This is a genomic window from Amycolatopsis sp. DG1A-15b (genome assembly GCF_030285645.1).
Classification (GTDB): Bacteria; Actinomycetota; Actinomycetes; order Mycobacteriales; family Pseudonocardiaceae; genus Amycolatopsis.
Genome location: NZ_CP127296.1, coordinates 5,401,317 through 5,419,102 on the forward strand (window position 1 = coordinate 5,401,317; position 17,786 = coordinate 5,419,102).

Annotated in this window: 17 protein-coding genes and 2 tRNA genes; 7 read left to right on the forward strand and 12 right to left on the reverse strand. The window is 70.7% G+C overall.

From position 1 onward, the window contains the following. Positions 1 to 48 precede the first annotated feature (48 nt). Positions 49 to 459, forward strand: a complete 411-nt coding sequence (locus tag QRY02_RS24705) for a hypothetical protein (RefSeq protein ID WP_285985238.1) — start codon at positions 49 to 51, stop codon at positions 457 to 459. Between the two features lie 52 nt (positions 460 to 511). Here the strand turns inward: QRY02_RS24705 and QRY02_RS24710 are convergent, their stop codons facing one another. The 3 genes from QRY02_RS24710 to QRY02_RS24720 form a co-directional block, all read right to left on the reverse strand. Then, positions 512 to 676: a hypothetical protein gene (locus QRY02_RS24710; protein ID WP_285985239.1), complete on the reverse strand. Its 165-nt coding sequence runs from the start codon at positions 674 to 676 to the stop codon at positions 512 to 514. 128 nt (positions 677 to 804) lie between these two features. Continuing rightward, positions 805 to 1,347 (reverse strand): type 1 glutamine amidotransferase domain-containing protein, encoded by a 543-nt coding sequence (locus QRY02_RS24715; protein WP_285985240.1) that lies wholly within the window; start codon positions 1,345 to 1,347, stop codon positions 805 to 807. An 86-nt stretch (positions 1,348 to 1,433) separates the two neighbouring features. After that, positions 1,434 to 2,987, reverse strand: a complete 1,554-nt coding sequence (locus tag QRY02_RS24720) for a SpoIIE family protein phosphatase (RefSeq protein ID WP_285985241.1) — start codon at positions 2,985 to 2,987, stop codon at positions 1,434 to 1,436. A 139-nt stretch (positions 2,988 to 3,126) separates the two neighbouring features. Between QRY02_RS24720 and QRY02_RS24725 the strand changes: the two genes are divergently transcribed. Further along, a complete protein-coding gene (locus QRY02_RS24725; protein WP_285985242.1) occupies positions 3,127 to 7,767 on the forward strand; it encodes a HAMP domain-containing protein in 4,641 nt (1,546 codons plus the stop codon). Positions 7,768 to 7,779: 12 nt separating this feature from the next. Here the strand turns inward: QRY02_RS24725 and QRY02_RS24730 are convergent. Continuing rightward, positions 7,780 to 7,853 (reverse strand) — tRNA-Gly (locus tag QRY02_RS24730). Between the two features lie 80 nt (positions 7,854 to 7,933). On the opposite strand from QRY02_RS24730, the gene QRY02_RS24735 reads away from it, so the two are divergent. Further along, positions 7,934 to 8,007: transfer RNA gene (locus QRY02_RS24735), tRNA-Pro, on the forward strand. Positions 8,008 to 8,165: 158 nt separating this feature from the next. On the opposite strand, the gene QRY02_RS24740 is transcribed toward QRY02_RS24735, so the two are convergent. After that, positions 8,166 to 8,960, reverse strand: coding sequence for an alpha/beta fold hydrolase (locus QRY02_RS24740; RefSeq protein WP_285985243.1), 795 nt, complete (start codon positions 8,958 to 8,960; stop codon positions 8,166 to 8,168). After that, the gene (locus tag QRY02_RS24745; RefSeq protein WP_285985244.1) at positions 8,927 to 9,724 is read right to left on the reverse strand and encodes an NAD(P)H-binding protein; all 798 of its coding nucleotides are present in this window, start codon (positions 9,722 to 9,724) and stop codon (positions 8,927 to 8,929) included. Before QRY02_RS24745 ends, QRY02_RS24740 begins: the two co-directional genes overlap by 34 nt. A gap of 66 nt (positions 9,725 to 9,790) precedes the next feature. Here QRY02_RS24745 and QRY02_RS24750 point away from each other — a divergent pair, with 66 nt between their 5' ends. Continuing rightward, positions 9,791 to 10,156 (forward strand): winged helix-turn-helix transcriptional regulator, encoded by a 366-nt coding sequence (locus QRY02_RS24750; protein ID WP_285985245.1) that lies wholly within the window; start codon positions 9,791 to 9,793, stop codon positions 10,154 to 10,156. An 8-nt stretch (positions 10,157 to 10,164) separates the two neighbouring features. Here the strand turns inward: QRY02_RS24750 and QRY02_RS24755 are convergent, their stop codons facing one another. From QRY02_RS24755 to QRY02_RS24765, 3 genes are all read right to left on the reverse strand, one after another. Beyond that, positions 10,165 to 11,733 carry a carbohydrate-binding protein gene (locus tag QRY02_RS24755; RefSeq protein ID WP_285985246.1) on the reverse strand — a complete coding sequence of 523 codons (1,569 nt, stop codon included), beginning with the start codon at positions 11,731 to 11,733 and terminating at the stop codon, positions 10,165 to 10,167. 112 nt (positions 11,734 to 11,845) lie between these two features. Continuing rightward, positions 11,846 to 12,292: a nuclear transport factor 2 family protein gene (locus tag QRY02_RS24760; protein ID WP_285985247.1), complete on the reverse strand. Its 447-nt coding sequence runs from the start codon at positions 12,290 to 12,292 to the stop codon at positions 11,846 to 11,848. 5 nt (positions 12,293 to 12,297) lie between these two features. Further along, positions 12,298 to 13,173, reverse strand: coding sequence for a TIGR03619 family F420-dependent LLM class oxidoreductase (locus tag QRY02_RS24765; RefSeq protein ID WP_285985248.1), 876 nt, complete (start codon positions 13,171 to 13,173; stop codon positions 12,298 to 12,300). Between the two features lie 145 nt (positions 13,174 to 13,318). Here QRY02_RS24765 and QRY02_RS24770 point away from each other — a divergent pair, with 145 nt between their 5' ends. Further along, positions 13,319 to 14,137: a hypothetical protein gene (locus QRY02_RS24770; protein WP_285985249.1), complete on the forward strand. Its 819-nt coding sequence runs from the start codon at positions 13,319 to 13,321 to the stop codon at positions 14,135 to 14,137. Between the two features lie 72 nt (positions 14,138 to 14,209). On the opposite strand, the gene QRY02_RS24775 is transcribed toward QRY02_RS24770, so the two are convergent. Further along, positions 14,210 to 15,016: an Fpg/Nei family DNA glycosylase gene (locus QRY02_RS24775; RefSeq protein WP_285985250.1), complete on the reverse strand. Its 807-nt coding sequence runs from the start codon at positions 15,014 to 15,016 to the stop codon at positions 14,210 to 14,212. Continuing rightward, a complete protein-coding gene (locus QRY02_RS24780) occupies positions 15,016 to 15,489 on the reverse strand; it encodes a ribose-5-phosphate isomerase (RefSeq protein WP_191307748.1) in 474 nt (157 codons plus the stop codon). Before QRY02_RS24780 ends, QRY02_RS24775 begins: the two co-directional genes overlap by 1 nt. 45 nt (positions 15,490 to 15,534) lie before the next feature. Between QRY02_RS24780 and QRY02_RS24785 the strand changes: the two genes are divergently transcribed. Both QRY02_RS24785 and QRY02_RS24790 read left to right on the forward strand, forming a co-directional pair. Next, on the forward strand, positions 15,535 to 16,257 hold the full coding sequence (locus QRY02_RS24785; RefSeq protein ID WP_502874126.1) for a 2-phosphosulfolactate phosphatase: 723 nt from the start codon (positions 15,535 to 15,537) through the stop codon (positions 16,255 to 16,257). Then, on the forward strand, positions 16,254 to 17,063 hold the full coding sequence (locus QRY02_RS24790; protein WP_285985251.1) for an MBL fold metallo-hydrolase: 810 nt from the start codon (positions 16,254 to 16,256) through the stop codon (positions 17,061 to 17,063). Before QRY02_RS24785 ends, QRY02_RS24790 begins: the two co-directional genes overlap by 4 nt. Before the next feature lie 6 nt (positions 17,064 to 17,069). Here QRY02_RS24790 and QRY02_RS24795 read toward each other — a convergent pair whose 3' ends face one another. After that, complete coding sequence (locus tag QRY02_RS24795; protein ID WP_285985252.1) at positions 17,070 to 17,690, reverse strand: mycothiol-dependent nitroreductase Rv2466c family protein; 621 nt, start codon at positions 17,688 to 17,690, stop codon at positions 17,070 to 17,072. Between the last annotated feature and the right edge of the window lie 96 nt (positions 17,691 to 17,786).

Genomic DNA, 17,786 nt, shown 5'->3' on the forward strand with positions numbered 1-17,786 from the left:
TTCACCCAGATACGTCCACATCGGACAGTCGAAAGGACGGCGCCGACGATGCCGTATCCCCCGCCCCCGGAGCCGTACGGAACGCCGTACGAGCCCGCACCCACCGAAGAGATCGTGGAGCGCACCCACCCGCGCATCCGCGCCGTGCGCACGATCAACGCCCTCATCCACCTCGTCTGCGCGGTGTTCGCGCTGGTCCTGGCCGTGCACATCGTGCTGGTGCTGGGCGGGGCGAACTCGGCGAACGGCTTCGCCCACCTCATCTCGGAGTGGTCGGCGGGCGTGTCGCTCGGCCTGCGAAACCTCTTCACGCCGGACTCGGAGGGGCTGCGGACGTTCCTCAACGACGGCCTCGCCGCCGTTCTCTGGCTCATCATCGGCGCCATCCTGACCGACGTCATCACGCGCATCGGCGCGCCCGGTCCGCGGCGCGTCTGGTACCGGCGCAGCTACCGCTGACGCACGCGAGAAGGCCTCCCCGACACAATCGGGGAGGCCTTCTTCGTGGTCATCAGCGCCGCGGCTGTTCGGCGCCCGGTTGAACGGGCTCCGGCTCGGGCTGCGGCAGGGCCTGGTCGGCGGGCTCGCCGCCGCGGGGTGCGGGAACGCCCTCGGCGGCGATCGCGTCGAAGTGTTCACGGCACCAGCGGCCGTAGCGCCTTGCGTGCACAGTCATCGCGTCCACCTCCTCTCCACAGGCGGTCCCGGTCACACCCTCAGCGTCCTCTGCCGTGGCACCGAACGCCAACAGATTTAAGCGGGACTTAACACACGATCGGGTGACAATCCACAAAGGACTGGAAATCAGCTCGCGAACTCCCGCACCACCGTCCGGCAAAAGGCCGGCAGGTCGTCCGGGTTCCGGCTGGAAACCAGTCCGTTGTCCACTACAACCTCTTCGTCGACGACCGTGCCGCCGGCGTTACGGATGTCGGTCCGGATGCTCGGGTACGACGTCAGCGTGCGGCCGCGCACGACATCCGCTTCGACGAGCGTCCACGGACCGTGGCAGATCACCCCGACCGGCTTGCCGGCGCGCACGAAGTCGCCGACGAACTTGACCGCGGCGGGGTCCGTGCGCAGGTTGTCGGGGTTCATCGTGCCGCCGGGCAGCAGCAGCGCGTCGAAGTCGCCGATCTCGACATCGGCGACCTTCCGGTCCACCGGGAACCGGTCGCCCTTGTCGATGTCACCGTTCATCGCCTGGATTTCGCCGGTGTCCAGGGACACCAGCTCGACCGTCGCGCCCTCGTCGAGGACGGCCTGACGCGGCTTTTCGAGCTCTACCTGTTCGACGCCGTCCGCGGCCAGGATCGCGACCCGGCGTCCTTGCAATGCGTTCGCCATGGGGCTCCTCCGTCGGAAAACTGAGTGCACCGGGGTAATTACCCCCTCTTCCCGGCGTCAAACAAAGTCCACAAAGGACGGTGTAATCAGTCCGCACATTCGATGGCGAGCACCGCGATATCGTCATGTGCCGAGCTGCCGAGCCAGTCGCGGACGGCCTGCCGCAGCTGCCGCACGACCTCGCGGGCCGGCTCGCCCACCGCCGCGGTGAGCACGGCGCGCAACCGGTCGTCTCCGAAGAGTTCCGTCTGGTCGTGGCGGTTGCGGGCCTCGGTGATGCCGTCGGTGTAGAGCAGGCAGACGTCGCCGCGCTCCAGGCGGACCTCGGCCTCGGCGAACCGGGCCTGCGGCGAGATGCCGACCAGCGTGCCCGGGACCGTGACCTCCTCGACGACGCCCGACCGGCGGACGATCAGCGGCGCCGGGTGGCCACCGGAAGCCAGCGTCAAGCCGACACCGCCGTCGGACGGCCGGGCCGTGCCGAGCACGAGGGTGGCGAACCGGCTGCTGCCCCCGGCGATGAGCAGCTCGTTGAGCAGCCGCAGCAGCGTGCGGCCGTCGCGTTCGACCATGGCCAGCGCGGTCAGGGCGTGCCGGACCCGGCCGGTCAGCGCCGCGGCCTCGGGGCCCTTGCCGCAGACGTCGCCGAGCACCAGGAACGCGCTGCCGTCGTCGTGGGGCAGGACGTCGAAGAAGTCGCCGCCGACGGTGAGGACCCCGCCCGCCGGCTCGTACCAGGTCTCGAACCGGGCACCGTCGAGCTCGGGCGGGTCGACCGGGCGCAGGGTCGTCTCCAGGCCGCGGGTCGCCTCCTCCTGCCGGGCGTAGCGCTGGGCGTTGGCCAGCGCCGTCCCGGCCGCCACGGCGAACTCGGCCACCGCGCGGGACTGTCCGGTGCCGAATTCGGCGTCGCCGCGGCGGCCCAGCAGCAGGGCGCCGGTGACCCCGGCGCTCGCGCTCGGCCCCAGCGAGACGACCGAGACGTCGGTGTGCCCGGCGAACCGGTCGGCGACGACCGACGGCAGCGTGGCGACCTCGGACGCCGGCACCGGAGCTTGCCGCGGCTTCCCGGTGGCCCCGAACGTCGCCGCCAGCACCGGCGCGGCCTGGGCCGGCACCCGCCGGATCCGGCCGTGGCCCTGCGCGGCCGGACGCTCGCAGCTCCACCACTCCCACCGGCCGCGGGTGGTCGGCAGCAGCACGAAGACGGTGTCGGCCAGTGCGGACGCGGCCAGCTCGGCGATCACCCGTGCAGTGCCGTGCCGCCCGCGGGCGGCGGCCAGCCGGGGGGCGGCCTCGGCCAGGAAGTCGCCCACGTGCCGCTGCGGGACGTCGTCCGCGAGGACGGTCCAGGCGTGCCAGCCGCCGGGGAGGGCACGGATGCGGGCCGCGCGCCGGCGGCCGGCCACCTCGACGTGCCCGGAACTCTCGGCGATCGCCTGCAGGTGCGGCTCGGCGTCGCCGGTCAGGGCCCGCGCCGCCGGGTTCGCCCAGCGCACCGCACCCGCGGCATCCTGCAGGAACACCGCGTCGCGGACGTCTTCGAGGGCCGCCCGCGTGAAGGCGTCGAAGCCCGGCGGCCCGCCGTCACCGGTCATCGGCGGCAGGGCCGCCGAGGCCGGGGCCGGACGTGACACCATGCACGGACCTCCTGCCTCCGGACTGCTGTCGCACGGCTACCGCGTGAGCGGGCGGGCTGGCTCGAAGTGTAGGGCGAAGCATGGCACGCTGGGTCGACGACCATGGCTGGCGCATGCGTGGTGGAGAGGGTCGGCACACATGACAACGGAATCCCAGAGCGAAGCGGCCGCGCTGGAGCGGGTGCTGGTCGCGGTGCGGGATCTCGGGGACGGCAACTTCCGCCGGCGGCTCGTCCCGCACGGCGACGGCATCTCGGCGCAGCTCGCCGTCGCGTTCAACGACATCGCCGAGCGCAACCAGCGGCTCGTCAGCGAGCTGCTGCGGGTCCGCTCGGCCGTCGGGCAGGAAGGCAGGCTCAGCGAGCGGCTCGAGGGCCAGGTCGGCCCCGGTGGCTGGACCACCGCCGTCGACGCCGTCAACGGCCTGGTCGAGGACCTCACCCGGCCGGCGATCGAGCTGGAACGCGTGCTCGGCGGGGTCGCCGACGGCGACCTGTCCCAGCCGATGACGCTGACCCTCGACGGGCGCCCGCTGCAGGGCGCGTACGCCACGCTGGCGAAGACGGTCAACGGCCTCATCGCCCAGCTGTCGCGGTTCGCCGCCGAAGTGACGAGGCTCTCCCGGGAGATCGCCGGTGAGGGACGTCTCGGTGGCCAGGCGGTCGTCCCGGGCGTGTCGGGCACCTGGCGCGACCTGACCGACTCGGTCAACTTCATGGCCGACAACCTCACCGAGCAGGTCCGCAACATCGCCCAGGTCACCACCGCCGTCGCCCGCGGCGACCTGACCCAGAAGATCAACGTCGACGCCCGCGGCGAGATCCTCGAGCTCAAGAACACCATCAACACCATGGTCGACCAGCTCTCGGCGTTCGCCGACGAGGTCACCCGCGTCTCCCGCGAGGTCGGTTCGGACGGCAAGCTCGGCGGCCAGGCGCAGGTGCCGGGCGTCGCCGGGACGTGGCGCGACCTCACCGACTCGGTCAACCTGATGGCCGACAACCTCACCGACCAGGTCCGCGGGATCTCCCAGGTGGCGACCGCGGTGGCCACCGGCGACCTGACGAAGAAGATCGACGTCGACGCCCGCGGTGAGATCCTGCAGCTGAAGAACACGCTGAACACGATGGTCGACCAGCTCTCGGCGTTCGCCGGCGAAGTCACCCGCGTGGCGCGCGAGGTCGGCAGCGAGGGCAAGCTCGGCGGCCAGGCCGAGGTGCCGGGCGCGGCCGGGACGTGGCGCAGCCTCACCGACTCGGTCAACCAGATGGCCGACAACCTCACCGACCAGGTCCGGAACATCTCGCACGTGACCACCGCCGTGGCGAAGGGCGACCTGACGCAGAAGATCACCGTCGACGCCCGCGGCGAGTTCTTCGAGCTCAAGACGACCATGAACACGATGGTCGACCAGCTGTCCGCCTTCGCCGACGAAGTCACCCGGGTGGCGCGCGAAGTCGGCACCGAGGGCCAGCTGGGCGGCCAGGCCCAGGTCCCCGGCGTCGCCGGCACCTGGCGCGACCTCACCGGCTCGGTGAACTTCATGGCGAACAACCTGACCACCCAGGTGCGCAACATCGCCCAGGTCGCCACCGCCGTCGCGCGCGGCGACCTGACCCAGAAGATCGCGGTGGACGCCCGCGGCGAGATCCTGGAGCTCAAGAACACGCTGAACACGATGGTGGACCAGCTGTCCGCGTTCGCGGACGAAGTCACCCGGGTGGCGCGCGAAGTCGGCACCGAGGGCAAGCTCGGGGGCCAGGCCGCCGTGCCCGGCGTCGCCGGCACCTGGAAGGACCTGACCGACAACGTCAACTCGATGGCGAACAACCTGACCGACCAGGTCCGGAACATCGCCCAGGTGACGGCCGCGGTCGCGAAGGGCGACCTGACGCAGAAGATCACCGTCGACGCCCGCGGCGAGATCCTCGAGCTCAAGACGACGCTGAACACGATGGTGGATCAGCTGTCCGCGTTCGCGGACGAAGTCACCCGGGTGGCGCGCGAAGTCGGCACCGAAGGCATCCTCGGCGGCCAGGCGCGCGTCCGCGGCGTCGCGGGCACGTGGAAGGACCTCACCGACAACGTCAACGTCATGGCCGACAACCTGACCGACCAGGTGCGCAACATCGCCACCGTGGCGAGCGCGGTGGCCAACGGCGACCTCTCGAAGAAGATCCGGATCGAGGCCCAGGGCGAGGTCGCGGCCCTGGCCGAGACGCTGAACGGCATGGTCGAGACGCTGCGCGCGTTCGCCGACGAGGTCACCCGCGTCGCCCGCGAGGTCGGCACCGAAGGCATCCTCGGCGGGCAGGCACGGGTTCCGGGCGTCGCCGGGACCTGGAAGGACCTGACCGAGAACGTCAACTTCATGGCGCACAACCTGACCAGCCAGGTCCGCAACATCTCGCAGGTCACCACCGCGGTCGCCAAGGGCGACCTGACGAAGAAGATCGACGTCGACGCCCGCGGCGAGATCCTCGAGCTCAAGACCACGATGAACACGATGGTCGACCAGCTCTCGGCGTTCGCCTCCGAGGTCACCCGCGTGGCGCGCGAGGTCGGCACCGAGGGCAAGCTGGGCGGCCAGGCCGAGGTCGACGGCGTGTCCGGCACCTGGCAGCGGCTCACCGAGAGCGTGAACCAGCTGGCCGGGAACCTGACCACCCAGGTCCGCGCCATCGCGCAGGTGGCGACCGCGGTGACGGCGGGCGACCTGACCCGGCACATCACCGTCGACGCGTCCGGTGAGGTCGCGGACCTCAAGGACAACATCAACCAGATGATCGCGAACCTCAAGGAGACGACGAGGACCAACCGCGAGCAGGACTGGCTGAAGACGAACCTCGCGCAGCTGTCGGGCCGGATGCAGGGCCACCGCGACCTGGCGTCGGTCGCGGCGCTGATCCTGTCCGAGCTGGCCCCGCTGGTGCGGGCGCAGCAGGGCGCGTTCTTCCTGGCCCGCGACGACGACCGCGACGGCACGGTGCTCGAGTGCATCGCCGCGTACGGGCTCGCGCAGTCCCGCGCCGGCCTGCGGTTCGCGATGAGCGAGTCGCTGATCGGCCAGGCCGCCGTGGACCAGCGCACGGTGCTGGTCCACAGCGCGCCGCCGGAGTACGCCCTGATCTCGTCCGGGCTGGGCTCGGCCGCGCCGGTGAACCTCATCGTGCTGCCGGTGCTGTTCCAGGGCGAGGTGCTCGGCGTGCTGGAGCTGGCCTCGGTGAACGAGTTCAGCACGGTCCACCAGGACCTGCTGGAGCAGCTGCGGCACACGATCGGCGTCAACGTCAACACGATCCTGTCGAACTCCCGGACCGAAGCGCTGCTGACCGAGTCGCAGCGGCTGGCGCAGGAGCTGCGGGCGCGGTCCGAGCAGCTGCAGGCCCAGCAGGGCGAGCTGCGGCGGTCCAACACCGAGCTCGCCGAGAAGGCCGCGCTGCTGGCCCAGCAGAACCGCGACATCGAGGTCAAGAACAGCGAGATCGAGCAGGCGCGTCAGGAGCTCGAGGAGCGCGCCGGGCAGCTGACGGTGGCGTCGCAGTACAAGACCGAGTTCATGGCGAACATGTCGCACGAGCTGCGGACACCGCTGAACAGCGCGTTGATCCTGGCGAAGCTGCTGTCGGAGAACCCCGAGGGCAACCTGACGGAGAAGCAGATCCAGTTCGCGAAGACCATCTACGCGGCGTGCTCGGACCTGCAGCAGCTGATCAACGACATCCTGGACCTGGCCAAGGTCGAGGCGGGCCGGCTGGACATGCAGATGTCCGACATCACGCTGCCGGAGCTGGTGGACTACGTCGAATCGCTGTGCCGGCCGCTGACCGCGGACAAGGGCCTGGAGTTCGCCGTCCACATCGACCCGCCGGTGCCCGGCAGTGTCCACACGGACGAGCACCGGCTCCAGCAGATCCTGCGCAACCTCCTGTCGAACGCGGCGAAGTTCACCGACGAGGGCGGCGTCCGCCTCCACATCCGGGCGGCGGACCCGGCGGAGGTGGAGCAGGAGGCACTGCGGAACGCGCCGGGCATCATCGCGTTCGCGGTCGAGGACACCGGGATCGGCATCCCGGAGGAGAAGCTGGCGGTCATCTTCGAGGCGTTCCGCCAGGCGGACGGCACGACGAGCCGCAAGTACGGCGGCACGGGCCTGGGCCTGAACATCAGCCAGCAGCTGACGGAGCTCCTGGGCGGTGAGCTGCGGGTGGTGAGCGAGCCGGGCAAGGGGTCGACGTTCACGCTGTACCTCCCGGTGGCGGCGGCCAACCTGGTGGACCCGGCCCTGACGGCCCTGTCCTCGCCCCGCCTCCCCCAGGTCCCGAGCACGGTCCTGGTGGCGGCCCCGGACGTCACCCCGAAGCGCTTCCACGGCGAAAAGGTCCTGATCGTCGACGACGACCTGAGGAACGTGTTCGCCCTGGCGGCGGTCCTGGAGCAGGCAGGCCTGGAGGTGATCTACGCGGAGACGGGCGTCGACGGCATCCGCGCCCTGGAGCGCAACGAGGACACGGCCCTGGTCCTGATGGACGTGATGATGCCGGAACTGGACGGCAACGCGACGATCGCGGCGATCAGGGCGGAGGCGGCCAACGCGGACCTCCCGGTGATCGCGGTGACGGCCAAGGCCACAGCGGAAGACCGGGCAAGGACGCTGGCCAGTGGCGCGGACGACTACATCACGAAGCCGGTGGACACGGACAAGCTGCTGGACGTGATCGCGGCATCGCTGGAGGCGGACGCCGCATCGACCCGCGACGCCGCCTCATCGGCCGGCTGAGCCGGATTTTCGTGGAGCGGGTGACGGGAATCGAACCCGCGTAGCTAGTTTGGAAGACTAGGGCTCTACCATTGAGCTACACCCGCGTGCCCCCGGAGGTACCCGGGTGCGTCGCTAGCTTAGCGTGACCCGCTAGGCTGATCGCACACCCCCCTGGGGGTGGACCCGGGATGTGGCGCAGCTTGGTAGCGCATCCGCTTTGGGAGCGGAGGGTCGCAGGTTCAAATCCTGTCATCCCGACCCGATTCAGGGGTGGGCTCGCGCTGGCGCGCTTGCCCCTCCCCTTCCTCTTCGTTGTGTTACCCGGGGGGCCGAGCCCCCCGAACCCCCCACGGTACCTTCGGTACCACCTGGGAGCTCTGCCGTGGCCTTGCTTCGGCCCCGGTGGGTGCCTGTGTTCACTCGGCTAGCGCCTCGTTCAGCCAGCTTGACAGCGTCTCTGTCAGTGCCTCGGGCTGGTCTTCTGGGGTGTGGTGGCCTGCCTTCTCCGGGCGTTGCACCAGCTTCAAGGAAGCGAAATTCGAAGCGCACCACTCGACCATTGATGGCGTCAGCATCGTGTCGTAGCCCGGCTCGAATGTCACCAGGAGTTTGGCAACCTCGGGTGACGAGGACAGCCAGCGGTCGAATGCCTCGATGCGGGACACCACCTCGGGCGGCTCGCCGCCCAGGGGCATCGAACGGGTCCATTGCAGGACCGGGCGGTGGTCCTGGGACGCGTACTCCGGCGGCAGGAAGCCCTCGATCATCGACTCGCCGACGCCCGGTGTCTTCAGCGCCCGGAACAGCTCGGCGCCCGCCGGCGGGAACTCCTCCCACGACATCGGCTTCAAGACCGCTTCGGTGAACGCCAGCCCCCGGACCCGGGAGGGGTGGCGGGCAGCCCAGTCCGCCGCCAGTGCGCCGCCCCAGTCGTGGCCGACCAGGACCACGTTGTCCAGCTCGAGGGCGTCGAACCACTCGTCCAGGTAGCGTGCGTGGTCGTCGAAGGTGTAGGCGATGTCCGGGCGAGGGGAATCGCCCATGCCGATCAGGTCCGGCGCCAGCCTGTGGCCCGGCAGGGATGGCATCACGTTGCGCCACAAGTGAGACGACGCCGGGTTGCCGTGCAAGAACACCAACGGCGAACCCGTCCCGATCGAGCGGTATGCCAGCGTCGTCACTTGAACGCCCCCGCGAAGCGCGAAGCCCACTCCGCGAACGGGCGCGGTGGACGGCCCAAGACCAGCGAGACGTCCGGGCTCACCTGCTGCTCCTCCGGCGTCGGCGAACCCAGGATGTCCAACGTCGAGTCGGCGATCTCCGCCGGCATGAAGCCCAGCAGCGCCGCGCGGGCCTCCTCGCGGGTCTGCGGCACGAATCGCACCAGCTCACCCACCGCCGAGGCGATCGCCGCCGTCTGGTCTCGCGGGGACACCGGGGACGGCCCGGTCAGCACGTAGGTCTTGTCCTCGTGCGACGGGGAACGCAACGCCGCTGCCGCCACCGAAGCGATGTCCTCCGGGTCGATCACCGGCAGGGCAACGTCGCCGAACGGCGCGGCGATCGAACGGGTGGCGCGCACGCTTTCCGCCCACTGGAACGCGTTCGACGCGAACCCCGCCGGTCGCAGCACCGTCCACTTCAGACCCGAGGAGCGCACCGCCTCCTCGAAAACCGCCGGGTGACGGCCGGTTCCCACGCCTTGCGAGGACAGCAGCACCACCCGCTCGACGCCGGCCTCGCGCGCCCGTCCCAGCACCGGCTCCAGCGATGCCCGGAAGCCCGGCGGCACCACCAAGAACACCGACGACACACCCGGAAACTCCAGCGAAGCCAAATCTCCTTGCTGCACCACAACTCCCGGGGGTGCATCCGTGATGCGGCGGGACACCGCCGTCACCTCTTCGCCCGCCTCGGCCAGCATCCGCACCAGCGGTTCTCCGACGTTTCCCGTCGCTCCCACAACCATGATCATGGGAATGATGCTACCTTCCGCGGTATAGTAGGTACCTAGAGGAAAGTATTGGCTGGAGGCGTGAAAGTGACCGAGACCACACCCGAGCTGGCCTGCCCGATCGCGCCGGTGGTCGACATCGTCTTCAGCCGGTGGACGACGCCGATCCTGTGGGCGCTGCACGAGTACGGCCGGCAGCGGTTCGTCGAACTGCAGCGCCGGATCACCACGATCACCCCGAAGGTGCTCACCCAGCGGCTGCGGCAGCTGGAGCGGGACGGCCTCGTCACCAGGACCTACCACGCCGAGGTGCCGCCGCGGGTCGAGTACGAGATCAGCGAACTCGGCCGCAGCCTCGGCCCGCTGTTCGCGTCGCTGTCCGAATGGTCGGGCAACCTCGGCAAGGTGGACGCGGCCCGGCGGAGCTACGACGAACGCAGCTCCGCCAGGTAGCCCGCCGCCTACGGCGAGACGTCCAGGTAGTCGAGGTTCGCCGGGCCGTCGGCCGTCGTCGCGGTCAGGCGGACCGTGTGCGTGCCGGCGGCCAGCTCCAGCTGACGGCCGAGCGTGCTCCACGTCGTCCAGGCGCCGGTCGCCGGGAACGGGACACCCGCGGCGACCACCGTGCCGTCCACCGCGATGTCCACCGGGCGCGCCGCCGTCGTGCCGTTCGCGTAGCCGAACGTCAGCGCCGACGCCGGTCCCGTCACCTGCCACTCGACGTAGCTGCCGACCGCGTTGGCGCCGTTCGCGAAGCCGGTCCCGGAGAAGCCCGCGTGGTTGGCGTCGATCGTCCCGCCCGCCGAAACGGTTGCGGATTCGGCTTCGTAGCGCGTCGAGCCGCCGGCGCGGGACACGCGGTAGAGCACCGTCGCGTGCGCGGGCACCGATGCGCTGATCGTGCCGGTGGTCGTCCGGGTCGCCTTGCTCCACAGGTCCTTGAGCGCGTACGAAGAGGCGCTCCCGATCCCGGTGGCGGACGCCGTCGTGCCGATCGTCGCCGTCGCGGCCGTTTCGTTGGACAGCGCCACCGCGCGGTCGCCGTTCGCCAGCACCTTGCTGTAGACGACGAGGCCCGCGTTCGCGCTCAGCACGGTCGCCTGCTTGCCCAGCGGGTCCTGGTCGAGCGCGATGACGTCGGTGTTCTTCAGGATCGTGAAGTTGTCCTCCGACACCTTGCGCAGATCGCTGCCGATCAGCAGCGGCGCCGCCATCATCGCCCACAGGCTGAAGTGCGTGCGGTACTCCACCGCGGTCATCCCGCCGTTGCCGACCTCCAGCATGTCGGGGTCGTTCCAATGGCCCGGGCCGGCGTACTGCGCGAGGCCGCGGTTGGTCTGTGCCTTGCCGATCATGCTCGACCACTTGTCGGAGATGTCACCGGTGGTGCGCCACAGGTTCCCGACCGGCGCCGCCCAGGTCCACGGCTTGTTCTGCCCCCACTCACAGATCGAGTACGCGATGGGCCGGCCGGACTTCGCGAGGGCGTCCCGCATCGCCTTGTAGCGCTGCTGCGCGTCGGCACCCTGGTTGTTGCAGTTGTCGTACTTCAGGTAGTCGACACCCCAGGAGGCGAACAGGTTCGCGTCCTGCTGCTCGTGGCCCAGCGCGCCCGGGAAGCCCGCGGTGTTGCAGGTCTTCGTGCCGGCACTGGTGTAGATGCCGAACTTGAGGCCTTTCGCGTGCACGTAGTCGGCGAGTGCCTTGATACCACTGGGAAAACGCGCGGGGTCCGGCACCAGGTTGCCCGCGGAGTTGCGGGACGGCAGGGCCCAGCAGTCGTCGATGTTGACGTAGGTGTAACCGGCGTCCTTCAGGCCCTTGCCGACGAAGATGTCCGCGATGCCCTTGATCATCGTTTCGTTGAAGTCGGCGCGGCACTGCGTCGAGTTCCAGTTGTTGAAGCCCATCGGTGGCGTGCGCAGCAACCCGTTTTCGAGGGCGAGCGCCTCGGGCTGGGACAGGACGAGACCGCTGGCCGCGAGCGTGAGCACGGCAGCCGTGCCCGCGATTCGCCGGAGAAAGGACATGCGCACTCCCGGGGAGACGTCGAGGTCTGGCCCGTTAGTAAAGAGTCCTTTCTAAGCGGGAGTCAAGGGATCATGTATCAGATATGAAATTGGGTTTCCACTGGCCGGGACGCTACTCCGTCACCTGGCGTGCGGTCGCCATCGCGCGATCGGTCTCCCAGAACGCCCGCACCGAGCGGATCAGCCCGTCCTCGCCGACGCGGTAGACGAACACCCCGTCGGTGTCGACGCGGTAGCCGCCGGCCAGGAACGTCGTGATCGTGCCGACGTTGGCCACCTCGTCGCCGCCCGCGTGGGAGTCGCGGATGGTGAACTCGAAGCGCTCGACGTTGGCGATCGTCTTGTCCCAGAACGCGCTGATGCCGTCGCGGCCGTGGTGGCCCTTGCCCGTCTCGTCGAAGAACGACGGGCCGACCGGGTCCTCGACCACCGCGTCCGGGGCGAACAGGGCCAGCCAGCCCTCCTTGTCACCCGCCGTCACCGCCGTCATCGACGCGAACGCCGCGCGCCGCGCGGGCGGCTGCTCCGCCGCCGTGTCCCAGCTGACCTGCACGCCCATGCCCGTCACTCCTCGAACTTCGCGATGATCTCGGCGCCGAACTTGCGGATGGACTCGAGCTTCGGCTCGACCGGCGCGTCGAACCCGACGCCGTCGAAGACCCACGGCATGGTGATGACGTCGGTGACGCCCGCTTCGGCCTGCGCGCGGTAGCCGTCCAGGCCGAAGGCGTCGATGCAGACCGCCTGGTACTCGAACGGGGCGTCGGCACGGCCCTGCTCGGCCAGCAGCTCCTTGAGGCGGGCGATGGTGTCGCGCAGCTCGTCGAGCTTCATCATCGCCGAGGACCAGCCGTCGGCGACCCGCGCGGCGCGCTTGAGCGCGACCTCGGTGTGGCCGCCGATGTAGAACGGCACCCGGCTCGCCGGCGCGGGGCTCATCTGGATCTTGTCGAAGTCGTAGAACTCGCCGTGGTACTCGACCATGCCGCCGTCGAGGATCAGCCGCAGCACGTCGATGGCCTCGTCGACGCGCTTGCCGCGCCGCTCGAACGGCACGCCGCAGTACTCGAACTCCTGGGGCAGCCAGCCGACGCCGAGCCCGAGGCCGAACCGGCCGCCGGTGAGCACCGCCGCCGAGCCGACCTGGCGGGCCAGCAGCACCGGGTTGCGGGAGCCGAGCTTGAGCACCGACGTGTAGAAGTGGATCCGGCTGGTCACCGCGCCCATCGACGCGGTCGCGACGAGCGGGTCCACCCAGGGCGTCTCCGCGGTCCAGAACCGGCTGCCGTCGGGGGTGTACGGGTAGTCCGTGTCCACCGTTTCGGCGTAGAAGAGCGAGTCGGGCAGGGCAATGGAGGCGAAGCCGGCCTCTTCGGCGGCCCGGGCGAGCTCGCCCAGCTGATCGAGGGGGTTCATCGCGATCGACAGGGTGAACTTCATGGCTGAACTATAACGTGTTCTAGTTTCTTCGGCCAGCTCCCGCAGTGGGCCCGGTCACGCACCGGGAACCCACCGCGTAGCGTCCGCGTTGTCCGATTCAAAGGTGGCTTCCGGTCACCGAGCCCCGAACTTCTGGGAGTGACCCATGGGCACCGCGATCTTCCTGATCGTGCTCGTCGTCGTGATCGTCGGTGGCGGCCTCTACTTCTCGCGGCAGCGGGCCGCGGCCCGGCAGCGGGAGCTGGACGACGCGAAGGCCGACGCCCGGCGCCTGCTCGAGCGGCTCGGCGGCCAGGTCCTCAACATCAACGGCACGGACACCGCGTCGCAGCAGGCGATGGCCGACGCCGCCGAGCGCTACAACGCGGCCGGCTCGCAGATGGAGCAGGCCCGCACGATCGAACAGGCCCGGCTGGTCAAGGAGACCGCCATCGAGGGCCTCTACTACGTCCGCGCCGCGCGCGTCGCAATGGGCATGGACCCCGGCCCGCAGCTGCCGGAGGAGGCCGAGCGCGAGCGCGCCGGCAAGGTCACCGAGCGCCGCGACGTCGACGTCGAGGGCCAGCATTACGCGGCCTCCCCCGAGGCCGGCCAGGACACGCCGTACTACTACCCCGGCGGCCGCGTCGCGGGCCGTCCGGTGCCGCAGGGCTGGTACAGCGAGCCGTGGTGGAAGCCCGCGCTCGTCGCCGGCGCCTGGGGTCTCGGGTCGATGTTCCTCTTCAGCGCGATGTTCTCCGGCATGGGCGGCATCGCGAGCGCCTCGGCCTGGGAGTCGGGCTACGACGCGGGCCAGCAGGACGCGCTCGAGTCCGGCGACATGGGCGGCGACGGCGGCGGCGACATGGGCGGAGACGGCGGAGGCGACTTCGGCGGAGACGGTGGCGGAGACTGGGGCGGCGGCGGCTTCGACGGAGGCGGGTTCGACGGCGGAGGCTTCGACGGAGGCGGCTTCGACTTCTGAGGCCCCGCCGGGGTCCCGAACGCAGTGAACGGCTCATTCCTGTCGCCGGACGACAGGAATGAGCCGTTCACGTCAGTTCTGGCAGCGCGGGCACCAGTAGAGGTTGCGGCCCGCCAGTTCGGAGTGCGCCACCGGCGTCCCGCACACCAGGCACGGCTCGCCGGTGCGGCGGTAGACGTAGACCTCGCCGCCGTGGCGGTCCACCCGGGCCGCGCGGCCCATCGCCTCCGGCAGGTGCTCCGGGCGCACGGTGTCGATGCGGCCGACGCGGACGCCGGCGCGCATCAGGGCCACCAGGTCGGCCCACATGTCGTCCCACAGCGCGCGGTCCAGCGCGCGTCCCGGCGTCAGCGGTGCGACGCCGTGGCGGAACAGCACCTCCGCGCGGTAGACGTTGCCGACGCCCGCCAGCACCGCCTGGTCCATCAGCAGCGCCGCGATCGACGTCTTGGACCGCGAAATGCGCGCCCAGGCCAGCTCCGGTTCGGCGTCGCGGCGCAGCGGGTCGGGGCCCAGCCGGGCCTTGATCGCGTCCGCCTGGTCCGGGGAAAGCAGCTCACAGCGGGTGGGCCCGCGCAGGTCCGTCCAATGTGTCCGGCCGGCCAGCCGCAGCCGGACCTGGCCCACCGGCTCGGGCGCGGGCAGCGGCGATTCGCCGAAGGTGCCGTAGAGCCCCAGGTGGATGTGCACGATGCCGTGCGGGCCGTAGTCGTGGAAGAGGTGCTTGCCGTGCGCCTCGGCGCCGACGAACAGCTGACCGTCCAAACGGGACGCTTCGGCGGCGAACCGGCCCTGCGGGCTGCTCACCGCGACCGGCGCGCCGGCGAACCGGCGCTTGTGCAGCCGCGCGAGCCGGTGGAGCGTGTGCCCCTCGGGCATCAGGCCTCCGGCAACGCCGGCGGGGTCCCGGTGCGCTCGTAGTCGAGCAGCTGCTGCACGCGGCGCGCGTGCCGCTCCTCCGGCGAGACCTCCGTCGCCAGGAACGCCTCGACGATCTCGACGGCCTCCTCGGCGGTGTGCATCCGGGCGCCGACGCCGATCAGCTGGGCGTGGTTGTGCTCCCGGCACAGCTTCGCTGTCTCGACGCTCCAGGCCAGGCCGGCGCGGGCGCCGGGGACCTTGTTGGCGGCGATCTGCTCGCCGTTGCCCGAGCCGCCGACCACGATGCCGCGGCTGCCCTCGTCGGCCACCACGCGCAGCGCCGTCTCGACGCAGAACGCCGGGTAGTCGTCGTCCGCGTCGTAGACGTGCGGACCGATGTCGGTCACCTCGTGGCCCTGTTTCTCCAGGTGAGCCACCAGGTGGTTCTTCAGCTCGAAACCGGCATGGTCGGATCCCAAGTAGACACGCACGGCCAGGAGTCTGCCACCACGCCCGGTTTCGGGCATGCTCCGGGGGTGGGGATTTGGGAGCAGAGCGGCAGCGACGTCCGGCTCGACTGGGGTGCCGAAGGGGTCGCCGCGCTCGGCCGCGAATGCGCGGTGCTGGTGGTCGTCGACGTGCTCTCCTTCAGCACCACCACGGACCTCGTCGTCGGCCGGGGCGGCCGGGTGCTGCCGGTCCGGTGGCGCGACGAACGCGGGATCGCCCGGGCACGGGCGGCCGGGGCGGTCATCGCGGGAGAGGGCGGCTTCACCCTGCGGCCGTCTTCTGTGACGGAAATCCCTCCGGGAACGCTGCTGGCGCTCCCGTCGCCCAACGGCGCGACCCTGTGCGACGCCGCCGCGGCGACCGGCGCGCACGTGCTCGCGGGTTGCCTGCGCAACGCCGCCGCCGTCGCCGCGAAGGCCGCCGGGCTGGGCGGCCCGATCGGGCTGATCGCGGCCGGGGAACGCTGGGGCGTGAACGTTTTCGGCCACAGCGAAACGTTCGGCCCGCTGCGGCCGTGCGTCGAAGACCAGCTGGGCGCCGGGGCGATCGCCGCCGCACTGGCCGGCCACGGGCTTTCGCTGTCCGCCGAAGCCGCCCTCGCCGCGCGGGCCGTCGACGTCACGGCCCTGGCAAGCTGCGTGTCGGGGCGCGAGCTCATCGAAGCCGGCCACGGCGGCGACGTCGCGCTGGCCGCCCGGATCGATGTGAGCGAGACCGCTCCCGTCCTGACCGAAGGAGTACTGGCATGACCGGCCGCTGGATCGAGGTCGCCGAGGGCGTCCACGCCCGCCGCTACGAGGAGCTGGACCTGACCGTCGGGTTGGTCGTGGGCGCCGAGCGCTGCCTGGTCGTCGACACCCGCGGCGACCTCGAGCAGGGCGCCGAGCTCGCCGCGGCGGTCCGGGAACTCACGCCGCTGCCGTGGGCCGTGGTCTACACGCACGCGCACTTCGACCACGCCTGGGGCACCGAGGCGTTCCTGCCCTGCGAGGTCTGGGCGCACGAGCGCTGCGCGGCCGAGGTGCGCGCGGATCCCGACGCCCGCCGCGCCACCTGGGAAGCCCACTACCGCAAGGAGGGCAAGCCGGAGATCGCCGACGCGATTTCCCGCACCACCATCGCGGTGCCGGACCACACGTTCACCGGCCGCGTCGAGCTGGACCTCGGCGGCCGCACGGCGGTCCTGCTGCACCCCGGGCGCGCGCACACCGACCACGACGTGGTGGTCCACGTCCCGGACGCCGCGGTCGTCTTCGGCGGCGACGTCGTCGAGCACGCCGAAGCGGGGTTCAGCGAGTTCTCGTTCAGCTCCGAAACCGACCTCACCGCCTGGCCGGCCGCGTTCGACGTGATCCTCGCGCTGGAACCCCGCGTCATCGTCCCCGGCCACGGCGACCCGGTCGACGCGGAGTTCCTCCGCTACCACCGCGACGGCCTGCACGAGCTGATCACCCTCAAGGCGGGCGTGGGCCGCGGCGAGACGACCGAGGTGGCCGCCGTGGCCGCGTCCCGCTACCCCAGTGACGTCACCCTGGCCGCCCTCGCGACGCCCTGAAGCCGCTCAGTCGAAGTTCAGTTCGCCCGAGCGGGTGCGCTTGAGCTCGAAGAAGTCCGGGTAGCTCGAAAGCGCCACCGCGCCGTCGAACACCTTCAGGGCGTCTTCGCCGCGCGGGATCGAGGTGAGGACCGGGCCGAAGAACGCGACGCCGTCGATGTGGATCGTCGGGGTGCCGACGTCCATGCCGACCGGGTCCATGCCCTCGTGGTGGCTCTTCTTCAGCGCCTCGTCGTACTCGGTCGAGTGCGCGGCGTCGGCCAGTTCGGCCGGTGCGCCGATCGCGGCCAGAGCCTCCGCGATGACCGCGTCGTAGTCCTTGTTCCCCTGGTTGTGGTAGCGCGTGCCGAACTCGGTGTAGTACTCGCGCAGCACCTCTTCGCCCTTGAGCTGCGACAGCGCGACGGCCACGCGCACCGGGCCCCAGCCCTTCGCCAGCAGCTCCTTGTACTGCTCGGGCAGCTCGTCCCGGCCCTCGTTGAGCACCGACAGGCTCATGATCCGGAAGTGCAGGTCCAGGTTGCGGTGCTTCTCCACCTCCAGGATCCAGCGGGAGGTGATCCACGCGAACGGGCAGATCGGGTCGAAGTAGAAATCGACCTTCGTGGGCTGCTCGGCAGCGGTCATCGGGGTACTCCTGAGTTACGTCTCGATGTGGGCGGACCCCCACACGAGGAGGCCAACACCGGGAAACGCGGGGTTGTTCCCTTATCGCCCGCCACC

What these genes read in the sequence shown, in the direction of transcription:
- QRY02_RS24745 (WP_285985244.1), bottom strand. Translation starts at nt 9,724, where the DNA reads ATGATCATGGTTGTGGGAGCGACGGGAAACGTCGGAGAACCGCTGGTG.
- QRY02_RS24705 (WP_285985238.1), top strand. Translation starts at nt 49, where the DNA reads ATGCCGTATCCCCCGCCCCCGGAGCCGTACGGAACGCCGTACGAGCCC.
- QRY02_RS24755 (WP_285985246.1), bottom strand. Translation starts at nt 11,733, where the DNA reads ATGTCCTTTCTCCGGCGAATCGCGGGCACGGCTGCCGTGCTCACGCTC.
- QRY02_RS24710 (WP_285985239.1), bottom strand. Translation starts at nt 676, where the DNA reads ATGACTGTGCACGCAAGGCGCTACGGCCGCTGGTGCCGTGAACACTTC.
- QRY02_RS24720 (WP_285985241.1), bottom strand. Translation starts at nt 2,987, where the DNA reads ATGGTGTCACGTCCGGCCCCGGCCTCGGCGGCCCTGCCGCCGATGACC.
- QRY02_RS24795 (WP_285985252.1), bottom strand. Translation starts at nt 17,690, where the DNA reads ATGACCGCTGCCGAGCAGCCCACGAAGGTCGATTTCTACTTCGACCCG.
- QRY02_RS24715 (WP_285985240.1), bottom strand. Translation starts at nt 1,347, where the DNA reads ATGGCGAACGCATTGCAAGGACGCCGGGTCGCGATCCTGGCCGCGGAC.
- QRY02_RS24770 (WP_285985249.1), top strand. Translation starts at nt 13,319, where the DNA reads ATGGGCACCGCGATCTTCCTGATCGTGCTCGTCGTCGTGATCGTCGGT.
- QRY02_RS24760 (WP_285985247.1), bottom strand. Translation starts at nt 12,292, where the DNA reads ATGGGCGTGCAGGTCAGCTGGGACACGGCGGCGGAGCAGCCGCCCGCG.
- QRY02_RS24790 (WP_285985251.1), top strand. Translation starts at nt 16,254, where the DNA reads ATGACCGGCCGCTGGATCGAGGTCGCCGAGGGCGTCCACGCCCGCCGC.
- QRY02_RS24765 (WP_285985248.1), bottom strand. Translation starts at nt 13,173, where the DNA reads ATGAAGTTCACCCTGTCGATCGCGATGAACCCCCTCGATCAGCTGGGC.
- QRY02_RS24775 (WP_285985250.1), bottom strand. Translation starts at nt 15,016, where the DNA reads ATGCCCGAGGGGCACACGCTCCACCGGCTCGCGCGGCTGCACAAGCGC.
- QRY02_RS24725 (WP_285985242.1), top strand. Translation starts at nt 3,127, where the DNA reads ATGACAACGGAATCCCAGAGCGAAGCGGCCGCGCTGGAGCGGGTGCTG.